Annotated in this window: 1 pseudogene; it reads right to left on the bottom strand. The window is 22.1% G+C overall.

Annotated features, from left to right (window positions below):
• Positions 1-638 (bottom strand): annotated as a pseudogene (locus EZH24_RS14455) (hypothetical protein); the annotation flags it as partial.

Raw genomic sequence — 638 nt, 5'->3', positions numbered from 1 at the left:
CAGGAAAACCAAGCCAAAATTGAAATATAAATAATACTAATCCAATAAAAATAATAAATCTTTTTTCGGTAAAAAAGTTATCGTATTTTTTAAATATATTTGTATTTGTAATAAAGTTGTTAATATCGTTATAAAAATATATTATCAATACTAAAGCCAATATAAAATAAAGCGTTGTTGGTATTTTAGATTTTATTTTCAAAATATAATTAACATCAATCTTTTCTTCTTCAATAATTTTTCTATCGGAAATAAAATTCCCATAAGGACTGCCTCCTTCTTCCATTTCCGCATTTTTCATATAATCGGGCAGATTAGATAAATCAACATAAACTCCGTAAATGTCATTGTTTCTAAAAATTTTGTCATAATATCTAATTCTAAAATGATAAATATAATTTGTTATATTTTCATTAGTAGTCAAATAATTTTTTATGCTTTCTTCGTCCAATTCATTATCAATAATAAAATTTTCTTTAATGTCATTTAAATTATTTAATTCCAAAGTTTTTTCAATATTCAAATTGAAATCCGCCAAATAACCAATTCGCTTTTTAGAGCCAAGAATTTGTAAAACGACTAAAGCAATAATCGTAATAATCACAAACGGAATATAAATTTTTAGAAATAAATTTTTA

Origin of the sequence: Brachyspira catarrhinii (assembly GCF_005518285.1) — a bacterium.
In the GTDB taxonomy this organism is placed as follows: Bacteria; Spirochaetota; Brachyspiria; order Brachyspirales; family Brachyspiraceae; genus Brachyspira; species Brachyspira catarrhinii.
The sequence above is the reverse complement of the archived record's forward strand: the minus strand, read 5'-3'. Positions and strand labels throughout refer to the sequence as shown.